The organism is Mesorhizobium silamurunense (genome assembly GCF_014843825.1).
In the GTDB taxonomy this organism is placed as follows: Bacteria; Pseudomonadota; Alphaproteobacteria; order Rhizobiales; family Rhizobiaceae; genus Mesorhizobium; species Mesorhizobium silamurunense.
Genome location: NZ_JHQR01000305.1, coordinates 1 through 11,356 on the forward strand (window position 1 = coordinate 1; position 11,356 = coordinate 11,356).

The window sequence follows — 11,356 nt, forward strand, 5'->3', positions numbered from 1 at the left end:
AGCGTGCCGCCCCGCAGGCGCCTGCCTCACACAGCCACGGCAAGCGCGGCGTGCCCGGCATCGACGCGATCATCGCGGTGGCTTCCGGCAAGGGCGGCGTCGGCAAGTCGACGACCGCCGTGAACCTGGCCCTCGGGCTGGCCGCCAATGGATTGAACGTCGGCGTGCTCGACGCCGATATCTACGGGCCGTCGATGCCGAGGCTGCTCAACATCCATGGCCGGCCCCAGACCGTCGACGGCAAGGTCCTGAAGCCGATGCAGAATTACGGCCTGAAGGTGATGTCGATGGGCTTCCTCGTCGACGAGGAGACGCCGATGATCTGGCGCGGCCCGATGGTGATGTCGGCGCTCACCCAGATGCTGCGCGAAGTGGAGTGGGGACCGCTCGACGTGCTGGTGGTCGATATGCCGCCCGGCACCGGCGACGCCCAGCTTACCATGGCCCAGCAGGTGCCGCTTGCCGGCGCCGTCATCGTCTCGACGCCGCAGGACCTCGCGCTGATCGATGCCCGCAAGGGCCTCAACATGTTCAAGAAAGTCGACGTGCCGCTGCTCGGCATCGTCGAGAACATGAGCTATTTCCTCGCCCCCGACACCGGGAAGCGCTACGACATCTTCGGCCATGGCGGCGCCCGCCGCGAGGCCGAGCGGCTTGGCGTCACCTTCCTTGGCGAGGTGCCACTCGAAATGGGCATCCGCGAAAGCTCGGACGCCGGCGCACCGGTGGTCGCATCCAAGCCGGACGGCGCCGAGGCGAAGATCTATCGCGACATCGCCAAAAAGGTTTGGGAAAGAGTCCAGGAGGAACGCGGCGCGGCAGAAGCCGCCGTGCCCTCGATCGTATTCGAGTGACCGCCTGCGTCGGGGCTAACCGCTGACTTTCTCGCCAAAAGTCGAAAAAAACTGACCGGCCAGCTTCTTCGAAGTCGATTGGATCAGCCGGCTGCCGAGCTGTGCGATCTTGCCGCCGACATCCGCCTTGGCGGCGTATTTGAGCACCGTCGTGTCCGCACCGTCGGCGGTCAGCGTCACATCGGCGCCGCCCTTGGCGAAGCCGGCGACGCCACCTTTGCCTTCGCCCTGGATCGTATAGGAATGCGGCGGCTTGAGGTTCTTCAGCGTCACTTCGCCGTTGAAAGTCGCCTTGATCGGCCCGATCTTGAGCACCACCGTCGCGGTCATCTCGGTGTCCGATTTCTTTTCCAGGCTCTGGCAGCCGGGGATCGCCTGCTTGAGGATGTCCGGATCGTTGAGCGCTTCCCACACTTTCGCGACGGGTGCGGCGATCCGCTCCTCGCCTTCGATCATCAAAGCCATCAAGACCTCCCGATTGCCGATGTCGATTGGTCCTAGCGCGCGGCCCTTTATCTGTCTATCGCACCAAAGTGCGGGGTCGCGGCGCTTGAACCTCTTGCCTGCTTCCGCGCGTTGTCATATCGATTTGTCATACAAATACGGAGACCACCATGGCAGGCGCCCCCACCAAGAAGAAGAAATTTCGCTCGCAGGAGTGGTTCGACAATCCCGACAATCCGGGCATGACGGCGCTCTATCTCGAGCGTTACCTCAATTACGGGCTGACGCGCGCCGAGCTGATGTCGGGCAAGCCGCTGATCGGCATCGCCCAGACGGGCTCCGACCTTTCGCCCTGCAACCGGCACCACCTCGAGCTCGCCAAGCGCGTGCGCGAAGGCATCGTGTCGATGGGCGGCATTCCGTTCGAGTTCCCGTGCCATCCGATCCAGGAAACCGGCAAGCGCCCGACCGCCGCGCTCGACCGCAACCTCGCCTATCTCAGCCTTGTCGAGGTGCTCTACGGCTATCCGCTCGACGGCGTGGTGCTCACCATCGGCTGCGACAAGACCACGCCTGCGTTGCTGATGGCGGCGGCCACCGTCAACATTCCGGCGATCGCGCTTTCGGTCGGCCCGATGCTCAATGGCTGGCACAAGGGCAAGCGCACGGGTTCCGGCACCATCGTCTGGGAGTCGCGCCAGCGCCTGTCGGCCGGCGAGATCGACTATGACGAGTTCATGGACATCGTTGCGTCCTCGGCGCCGTCGACCGGCTATTGCAACACCATGGGCACCGCCACCACCATGAATTCGCTGGCCGAGGCGCTCGGCATGCAGCTGCCGGGCTCGGCCGCCATACCCGCGCCCTATCGCGAGCGCGGCCAGATCGCCTACGAGACGGGCAAGCGCATCGTCGACATGGTGCATGAGGACCTGAAGCCCTCCGACATCATGACCCGCAAGGCCTTCGAGAACGCCATCGTCGTCAATTCGGCGATCGGCGGCTCGACCAACGCACCGATCCACCTCAACGCCATTGCCCGTCATCTCGGCGTGCCGCTCGACAATGACGACTGGCAGAATGTCGGCCTCAACGTACCGCTCCTGGTCAATCTGCAGCCGACAGGCGAGTATCTCGGCGAGGACTATCACCACGCCGGCGGCGTGCCGGCGGTTGTCGCCGAGCTGATGAAGGGCGGCGTGCTCCCGCATCCCGACGCGATCACCGTCAACGGCAAGACGATGGGCGAAAACTGCCGCGATGCCGCCAACGAGAATCGCGAAGTGATCCGCAGCCTCGACGAGCCGCTCAAGGCCAATGCCGGCTTCATCAACCTCAAGGGCAATCTGTTCGATTCCGCTATCATGAAGACCAGCGGTATCTCGCCCGAATTCCGCGAGCGCTACCTCTCCAATCCGAACGATCCGGAAGCTTTCGAGGGCAACGCCATGGTCTTCGACGGTCCGGAGGAATACCACGCCCGCATCGACGATCCGGCGCAAGGCATCGACGAGCACACGATCCTGTTCATGCGCGGCGCCGGCCCGGTCGGTTATCCGGGCGGCGCCGAGGTGGTCAACATGCAGCCGCCGGCCTACCTCATCAAGAAGGGCATCCATTCGCTGGCCTGCATCGGCGACGGCCGTCAGTCCGGCACGTCCGGCTCGCCGTCGATCCTCAACGCTTCGCCGGAAGCCGCAATCGGCGGTGGCCTGGCGCTGCTCAAGACCGGCGACCGCGTCCGCATCGACCTCAGGAAGGGCACGGCCAACATCCTTGTCAGCGACGAGGAGATCGCCAGGCGGCGGGCCGAACTGCAGGGCAACGGCGGCTATCACTATCCCAAGCATCAGACGCCGTGGCAGGAGATCCAGCGCGGCATGGTCGACCAGTTCTCGGCCGGCATGGTGCTGAAGCCGGCGGTTAAGTACCAGGACGTCGCCCACACCAGCGGTGTGCCGCGCGACAATCACTGAGCTCTTGCTTCGGGAATCAAAGGGCGGCTCGCGAAGCGCGGGCCGCCCTTTCTTATGCCCTTGTTTCAGCCGCACGGCGCATCCAGATAGGCCCTATACCGGCTGGTTGAGGACACAGGACCATCATGGCCAAGCGGCGCTCTTCCCTCGGCTTCCTCGGCATGTTTGGCCGCTCGGGCGAGCTGCGCCAACTGGACGACGCGCTGCGCCAGGCCGATCTGCATCCGGCGCTGGTGCCCGAGGGCGTGAAACTTACCATCGTCAACCTGATGAACGACTGCTGGCCGGACGAGCCGCCGCCCGAGGCCTATGCGTCGGTGGCGCAACTCTGCGGCTATTGCATCGCCGGGCCTGAAACCTTCGAGCAAGCCAATGGCAGGGAGCTGACGCTGGAAGCCGAGCGCCGCATCGAGGCCGCGCTCGAAGCCGGCGACAGCTTTGATGCGCAGATCGTGCTGATGACGCTGCACGCCAAGCTGATCAACGCCGAAGTCGTCGAGCGCTACGGACTGAGCGCGGAGTAGGATGCTTGAGATTCAGGTCAGGGCGAGTCGAAAACGGTATTTTCCGAGAACCGGAGCGGAGCGTACTTGAAGTACGTGAGCACCGGAAGCGCAGAAAAATGACGTTTGCAGACCGGCCTCACCTGAATATTAGCCGCCCATCTTGTTGCGCGGCAGCTTGATCATCTCGCCGAAACGGGCGCGCAGCTTGTCGTCGACGAGCCGCGATACGTGCCGCGGGAAGCGTTCGGCCAGCACGCGCTTCTTCTCGGCGATCGCCCGCTGCAATATGTCGGGCCGGCCTTTCTCGTTCCACTCCTTCGGCGAGAAGCGGTCGCCGACAGCGGGATAGAAATATTCGGTCTGCATCAGCTTCAGCGTCTGCTCATTGCCGAGATAGTGGCCCGGTCCTTTGAGGCAGACGTCGGCGATGGTGTCGATCGACAGCGCATCGTCGGTGACCTCGATGCCACGCACGCAGCGCAGGCAGTGGCCGAGCATGTCGTTGTCGATGATCAGGCTCTCGAGGCAGAAGCCGAGCAGCGAAGCATGCATGCCGGCCGATTCATAGACCAGGTTGAGGCCGGACAGACCCGCCATCACATTGGTGATGCCCTTCTCGTAACCGGACTGGATGTCGGGCAGCTTCGAGTCCGTCATGCCGGCGGCCGAGCCGCCCGGCAGGTCGTAATATTGCGCCATCTGCGCGCAAGCCGCGGTCAGCACCGCCTGCTCTGCCGAGCCGCCGGACATGGCGCCGGTCCTGAGGTCGGAGACGAACGGCCAGGTGCCGAAGATCGCCGGATGGCCGGGTTTTATCGCGTTGACGTAGACGAGGCCCATCAGCACTTCGGCCACCGCCTGCACGACGGCGCCGGCAATCGCGGCGGGAGCCGTGGCGCCGGCCTGGCCGGCCGACAAGAGCAGGATCGGAATGCCGCCCTCGACGCAGGCTTCGAGCACGCCGCAGGCGTCCTCGGCGAACTTCATCGGCGGCACGACGAAGCAGTTCGAGTTGGACACGAAAGGCCGCGCCCGGAAATTCTCCTCGCCGCCGGCGATCGCATAGAGCATATCCAGCGCCGGCTTGACGTTCTCGCGCACGGTGAACGAGGTGCCGACATGCTTCGATGTCCCCATCACGCAGGCATAGAGCGTGTTGAAGTCCATCTCGAGCGGATCGGGAATGTCGCGCGGCACCATGGTGCGCTGGAAGAAATGGATGTTGTCGAGCCCATCGACCAGGCGGGCGGCGTCGTAGATGTCCTGCAGCTGCGATTCGCGGTATTCGCGCTTCTCGACATCGACCAGATGCACCGCGGCGCCCGCCGTGCCGTAATGCACGCGCTTGCCCTGGATCAGCATGTCGTGCTTGGCGTCCTGGCCGTAGAGCGTGAAGTGGCGCGCGGCCTTCTTGATCGTGTCGAGCACCAGCGCCCGCGGCAGGCGGATGCGCCCGTCGTCGCCATAGGTACCGCCGATCCTGGTCAGCGCCTCGATGCAGGAGGGGATGGCATTGGCGAAGCCGACCGTCTCCAGAAGCGTCAGCACCGCCTCATGGATGCGCTCGCGGTCGTCCTGGCTCAATGGCCCGTAGCTGCCGCCTTCGAGGCCTGGCCGCACCGGACGGATGTCGTCCGCGAGCGGCGCCGCCCGCATCGCGCGGCGCGCTTCGCGCCCGCCGGACCGCCGCGAACGCTGGTCCGACGACGCTTCCTGCTTCTCAAGAGCCACTGACATGGAAAGCACTCCACCTTTAGCTTTTCAGGGGCAGGATGCGTGGCGGTTGGTCCACCATCGGCCTGCCTCGTCCCCTTTGTGCCTCGACTATGCCGCCGGCATTGGTACAGCCTATGAGCCAGTCTGTCCCGTCGAATATGCCAGGGTGCTAAAGCAGGGAGAGAGGTGGTGCCAAAGCAAAAGGGAGCCGGCGCGGGCCGGCTCCCTTTCATGATCCGTCGGCGGTCAGGCTGCTGCGGGCCTGCGGCCGGCTGCGGTGGCGAGCTCGCGGATGCCGGGCTCGATGTGCTGCAGCGAGATCGAGGAGATGCCCAAACGCATGAAACGAGAGGGCTTTTCGCTGCGGTCGAAGAACCGGTCGCCGGGTTCGATGATGACGCTTCGCGACGCGGCCGCTTCGGCAAGCCCTCGTGAATCGGTGCCGCGCGGCCCTTCCAGCCAGAGCGATGTGCCGCCCGCCGAGTCGGTCGAGCGCCACTCCGGCAGGAAAGCGGAAATCGCATGGACCAGACGCTTGCGCCGCTCGTCGAAGGCGGCGGAGAGCCTGCGCACCAGCGCCTCGTGATGGCCGAGCGACAGGAACAGCGCCACCGCGCGCTGGTTGTTCGCCGGCGGGTGTCTCAGCATGAAGCGGCGGAGCGCGCGAAGCTCGGCGATCAGCCCGGCCGAGGCCACGATATAGCCAAGCCGCAAGCCCGGAGCCAGCGTCTTCGACATCGAGCCGACATAGACGACGCGGCCGGAGCGGTCGAGGCTCTTCAGCGCCTGCTGCGGCGCCTCGTCGAGAAGCTGGCTGTCATAGCCGTCCTCGATGATGATCTGATTGTTGCGATTGGCCCGCGCCAGAAGATCCTGCCGCCGCTCCGCCGACAGCGGCACCATCGTCGGGCAATGGTGGCTGGGGGTAACGAAGACAAAGCCGGAATCGCTCGGGATTGCCGAGGTCACGATGCCCGACTGGTCGACCGGAACCGGCTGGATATCGGCGCCGGCCAGCCGGAAGATCGAGCGGGCATCCGGATAGCCGGGGTCTTCCATCGCCACCTTGGAGCCCTTGGTCATCAGCAGCGAGGCGAGCATGTAGAGCGCGTTCTGCGCGCCCAGCGTCACGATGATCTCGTCCGGATTGGCGAAGATGCCGCGGCGCGGCAAAAGCCGGGCCTGGATCTGCTCGATCAGCAGCGGATCGTCGCGGTCCACCATGTCGGACGCCCAGTTGCGGATCTCCAACACCGCGAGCGCCATGCGGTTGCACTCGCGCCATTCGGCGGTCGGGAACAGCGCCGGGTCGAACTGGCCATAGACGAAGGGATAGGAGGACTTGATCCAGTTGTCGTGCTTGGCCGGCGGCGGCATGTCGCTGGCGGCGATCTGCCGGCGTGCCTTCCAGTCGATCTCGTTCTGCTGGTCGGGCGCCTTCTGGTGCGGCTTGGCGGGTGTGGCCAGCACGTCAGGGTTGACGAAATGGCCGCGCCGCTCGCGTGCCACCAGGAAGCCTTGGTCGACCAGCTGCTGGAAGGCAAGCACCACCGTGCCGCGGGCAACCCCGAGTTTTTCCGCCAGAATCCGGCAGGACGGCAGCGGCATCGAAGCGGCGATTTGTCGGTCGAGGATGGCTGCGACGATCGCCTGGCGGATCTGAGCCTGGAGGGTTTGTCCGGATTCGGCCGAAATCCGGAACAGGCCGGACCATATGGCCGTGTCATTGCGCTGTGGCATGGGAAATCTTCCTCGGATGGCCAGCTGTTTTCACTTGGCTGGACCAGTCGAGTGTAGGGGTGGCACAAGGGGTTGCGCCAATCAATTTTTCTGATCGCTGGGATTTATGCCAGTGATCCATTGGTCACGAAAGTGATCCATCGCCCCCCGAAACTGTATTGCAGCGCATCATCAAAGCGTGATGCGCTGCGGCATCGCCGCGCTTGAATAAATCGAAATCGGCTCAATAGAATGACGCGCCGACACGCGCCGGAAACATCCGGCCTGTTAAAATGGTCTAAAAACCCGCCAGGAGCCCGCCAGTGGATCAGTCAGCCTTCGACAAGCAACTTGCCGCGTTGCGTGATCAGCGCGCGGCAGCAAAGGGCACCATGCGCGAGGCCTTCGCCGCCGATCCCAAGCGCTTCGAAAGGTTTTCCGCCACCGGTGGCGATCTTCTGCTCGACTGGTCGAAATGCGCGGTCGACGCCGACACCATGGCAATGCTGGAGAAGCTCGCCGGCGCCGCCGATCTCGCGGGACGTCGCACCGCGATGTTCGAAGGCAGGAAAATCAACGTCACCGAAGACCGCGCCGTGCTGCACACGGCGCTGCGCAACCTGACCGGCAAGGGTGTCGTGGTCGATGGCCAGGACACCAAGGCCGAGGTGATTGCGGTGCTCGACGCCATGGGCGTCTTCGCCGATGCCATCCGCTCGGGCAAGGCGGCCGGCGCCACCGGCAAGAAGATCACCGACATCGTCAACATCGGCATCGGCGGCTCGGATCTCGGACCGGCGATGGTGACGCTGGCGCTGGCGCCCTATCATGACGGGCCGCGCGCGCACTACGTCTCCAATGTCGACGGTGCCCACATCCACGACACGCTGAAGGGTCTTTCGCCCGAGACGACGCTGTTCATCGTCGCTTCCAAGACCTTCACTACGGTCGAGACGATGACCAATGCCGAGACGGCGCGCAAATGGGTGGAAAAGGCGCTGGGCAAGGAGGCAATCGGCAAGCATTTCGCCGCCGTCTCGACCGCGCTCGATTTGGTGGCGAAGTTTGGTATCGAAAAGGACAGGGTCTTCGGCTTCTGGGACTGGGTCGGCGGCCGCTACTCGGTCTGGAGCGCCATCGGCCTGCCGGTGATGATCGCCATCGGCCCACGCAACTTCCGCGCCTTCCTCGACGGCGCGCATGAGATGGACGAGCATTTCCGCTCAGCACCCCTGCAGAAGAACCTGCCGGCATTGCTGGGGCTGATCGGCTGGTGGCACCGGGTCGTCTGCAAATATCCGGCACGCGCCGTCATTCCCTACGATCAGCGCCTGTCGCGCCTGCCGGCCTATCTGCAGCAGCTCGACATGGAATCGAACGGCAAGAGCGTGACCCTGGACGGCGGCGTGGTGACCACGCCAACCGGCCCGCTGGTCTGGGGCGAGCCCGGCACCAACGGCCAGCATGCTTTCTTCCAGCTTTTGCACCAGGGCACCGATGTCATCCCGGTGGAGTTTCTCGCCGCCGCGATAGGCCATGAACCCGAGTTGAAGAACCACCACGACCTCCTGCTTGCCAACTGCCTGGCGCAGTCGGAGGCCTTCATGAAGGGCCGCACGCTGGAAGAGGCGCGCTCGCAGATGCTGGCCAAGGGCATGAAGCCGGCCGATGTCGACCGCATCGCGCCGCACCGTGTCTTCTCGGGCAACCGTCCCTCGCTCACCATCCTCTATCGGAAGCTCGATCCGCGCACGCTCGGTCGCCTGATCGCGCTCTACGAGCACCGCGTCTTCGTCGAGGGCACGCTGTTCAACATCAACTCGTTCGACCAATGGGGTGTCGAACTCGGCAAGGAATTGGCGACAGGCCTGCTGCCTGTCGTGGAAGGCAAGGAGACTGCCGCAAAACGCGACGCCTCGACTGCCGGATTGGTGGCTCATATCCACCAATTGCGCGGCGCGGAGTAAAAGGTTTGGCGGATATCAAGGGCATTCTGTTCGACAAGGACGGCACGCTTGTCGACTTTAACGCAACATGGCTCGGCATTGCCGATTTCATGGCCATGGACGCCGCCGAGGGCGATCGCTGGAAGGCGGACAGGTTGCTCGCTGCGGCGGGTTTCGATTTCGCCAGCAAGCGCTTCAAGCCCGATTCGATCTTTGCTTCCGGCTCGAATATGGATGTCGTCGAGCTCTGGTTCCCGCGCCTGTCAGACGAGGACCAGATGCTGGCCGTCTCCCGCTTCAACGAGATCACCTCGGTGCAGGGCTCGGCTATGGCGGTCGCGCTGCCCGGCATCGTCGAGTCGCTGCGGGCCCTGCACAAGCGATCCTTCCGGCTGGGCGTCGCCACCAACGATTCCACCAGCGGCGCCGAGAAGACGCTCGCCACGCTCGGTGTCGCGCAGCTCTTCGACGCCGCCTTCGGCTATGATGCGGTGGCGAACCCGAAGCCGGCGCCCGATACCGTCGTCGCGTTCTGCGATCTGACGGGGCTGAAGCCCGGCGAGATCGCCATGGTCGGCGACAATCGCCACGATCTCGAAATGGCGCGCGCCGGCGGCTGCGGACTGGCGATCGGCGTGCTTTCCGGTACCGGCACGCGCGACTCGCTGTCGCCGATGGCCGACGTCATCCTGGACTCGGTCGCCGACCTGCCGGATTTCCTGTCGGCGCGGGTTAAGGAGACAATCTAAGGACCAACGGCACTGGACGCCTCGGAACTATCGGACTGCCATGCGGGTACAGTCGATCGTCGCATTCTCAATGGCCTCCAGTTTGGTCAGCAGGTCCAAACGGATTATCTCCACCGTCTGACTGGGAAGGATACCTTCCACCGTGAGCTTTATGTCGCCACTTCCCTCAACATAGCGCACGGTGCCGCCCTCGACGCACAGGCGATGGACACGATGCTCGTCCGTAATCTTCGAGTGAGGTATGTCGGGCGTGTACAACGTCTCGAGCAAATCCAGTCGCGGGTTGGCACCGAGATCGCGAAGGCGTTCGGCTCGAAAACCGCGTTTGTCCTCGCTCCTGCCGCTGACACGATCCTCAAGAAGCCTGCGCAGCCAATAGAGATGATTAGGCATGCCATCGGCGCGAACGAATGCAAATCGCGGCCAGAGACGCCTGGTCAGGCGTTCCCAGTAGCCCGTTTGGATGTCTAGGCGCCAATCGTCGATGTTTTCGATCAATGCAGGCCACTGCGGCCCACACAAGAGCCCGCCGCGAACCAGGATCGCGCCACCATTTTCCACCAGTTCCGCAGAGTGGTTGTGAATCCATGGCGGAGCCTCGCCGGTCGTGTCGAAGCGGTCCATGCGATAGCTTGTCGGGTCCAATGCGAGCACTTGCACCTTGTGTGCCCGAACAAACGGATAAGACAGGTTCCCGATTATAATTATACGGTCGTCAACGAGATTTGCCGTGTGGAAATCGGTGGGTGGAAAGACCTTATCCGAGTAACCGAAAATCTCGGTGCGACCCGCGGCATCAGTCACAATCACATCATTGTAGATGTAAAAATCTGGGTCGTACCAATCTTCATATTCGCCGCCGATCCTGACAAGGCGACCGTCTGGCAGGTTTGTTTCAGTGCGACCGTAACGGTGGAAGCTCCAGCACGGCCCTACATCCTTGGAATATGGGCCGCCGAACGCTTTATTCAAACGGTGGCCGGTGAGACGGCGCTCAACTGCCCATGTCCAGACAGGGTTGGTCATAGGGTCGGGATTGCCGGAACCTCGACTGGGCAAACGAAACTTGGAAAACAGTTCTGGGTCTATGTGTGCAGGCGTGTTGATCAAGCTCAAGCGCAGCTCGCAAAGCTGCTATGTCAATCGACTACGAAGGTTGAGACTTTGTACGGCAAGGCGATGCGCCATTTATCCGGACGCTTTACAGCCTTTGATCCCGCCGCCGGACAATAGCTCCGGCAGCTCCGTCTGCAAAGGGTCGAAAATCGGTCAGCGATCGGTTTTGAACTTGGCCTCAGCGATTGTTGGGCACAAAGGCAAACACTCCGCTCGGCTTCGGCGCGCCGCCGCCGACATCAGGCACCTGATACTCGCCAAGCAGGCGAAGCCGCGGCCCGGGCAGCCAGGCGCGGCCGGGGTCGCCGACCAGCACCTCGATGCCGGCGG

General features: G+C 63.8%; 9 protein-coding genes and 1 pseudogene. 5 read left to right on the forward strand and 5 right to left on the reverse strand.

Annotation, left to right across the window (positions count from 1 at the left end; all coding sequences use genetic code 11):
- On the forward strand, nt 1-854 hold an 854-nt coding region (locus DH10_RS30390; protein WP_192385670.1), incomplete at its 5' end, for an Mrp/NBP35 family ATP-binding protein.
- 15 nt (nt 855-869) lie between these two features.
- Here the strand turns inward: DH10_RS30390 and DH10_RS30395 are convergent.
- Nucleotides 870-1,319, reverse strand: coding sequence for an SRPBCC family protein (locus DH10_RS30395; protein WP_192245915.1), 450 nt, complete (start codon nt 1,317-1,319; stop codon nt 870-872).
- 149 nt (nt 1,320-1,468) lie between these two features.
- Here DH10_RS30395 and DH10_RS30400 point away from each other — a divergent pair, with 149 nt between their 5' ends.
- Nucleotides 1,469-3,274 (forward strand): IlvD/Edd family dehydratase, encoded by a 1,806-nt coding sequence (locus DH10_RS30400; RefSeq protein ID WP_192245913.1) that lies wholly within the window; start codon nt 1,469-1,471, stop codon nt 3,272-3,274.
- 125 nt (nt 3,275-3,399) lie between these two features.
- Nucleotides 3,400-3,798, forward strand: coding sequence for a hypothetical protein (locus DH10_RS30405; RefSeq protein WP_192245911.1), 399 nt, complete (start codon nt 3,400-3,402; stop codon nt 3,796-3,798).
- Between the two features lie 129 nt (nt 3,799-3,927).
- On the opposite strand, the gene DH10_RS30410 is transcribed toward DH10_RS30405, so the two are convergent.
- Together DH10_RS30410 and pdxR are read right to left on the reverse strand one after the other, a co-directional pair.
- Complete coding sequence (locus tag DH10_RS30410; RefSeq protein ID WP_192245909.1) at nt 3,928-5,517, reverse strand: trimethylamine methyltransferase family protein; 1,590 nt, start codon at nt 5,515-5,517, stop codon at nt 3,928-3,930.
- Nucleotides 5,518-5,742: 225 nt separating this feature from the next.
- The gene (gene pdxR / locus DH10_RS30415; protein WP_192245907.1) at nt 5,743-7,236 is read right to left on the reverse strand and encodes a MocR-like pyridoxine biosynthesis transcription factor PdxR; all 1,494 of its coding nucleotides are present in this window, start codon (nt 7,234-7,236) and stop codon (nt 5,743-5,745) included.
- Nucleotides 7,237-7,538: 302 nt separating this feature from the next.
- Between pdxR and pgi the strand changes: the two genes are divergently transcribed.
- Together pgi and DH10_RS30425 are read left to right on the forward strand one after the other, a co-directional pair.
- On the forward strand, nt 7,539-9,182 hold the full coding sequence (gene pgi, locus DH10_RS30420) for a glucose-6-phosphate isomerase (protein ID WP_192245905.1): 1,644 nt from the start codon (nt 7,539-7,541) through the stop codon (nt 9,180-9,182).
- Nucleotides 9,183-9,187: 5 nt separating this feature from the next.
- Nucleotides 9,188-9,910, forward strand: coding sequence for an HAD family hydrolase (locus DH10_RS30425; RefSeq protein WP_192245903.1), 723 nt, complete (start codon nt 9,188-9,190; stop codon nt 9,908-9,910).
- Nucleotides 9,911-9,937: 27 nt separating this feature from the next.
- On the opposite strand, the gene DH10_RS30430 is transcribed toward DH10_RS30425, so the two are convergent.
- Nucleotides 9,938-11,026 (reverse strand): hypothetical protein, encoded by a 1,089-nt coding sequence (locus DH10_RS30430; RefSeq protein WP_192245901.1) that lies wholly within the window; start codon nt 11,024-11,026, stop codon nt 9,938-9,940.
- Between the two features lie 178 nt (nt 11,027-11,204).
- A pseudogene (locus DH10_RS37350) lies at nt 11,205-11,356 on the reverse strand (methyltransferase); the annotation flags it as partial.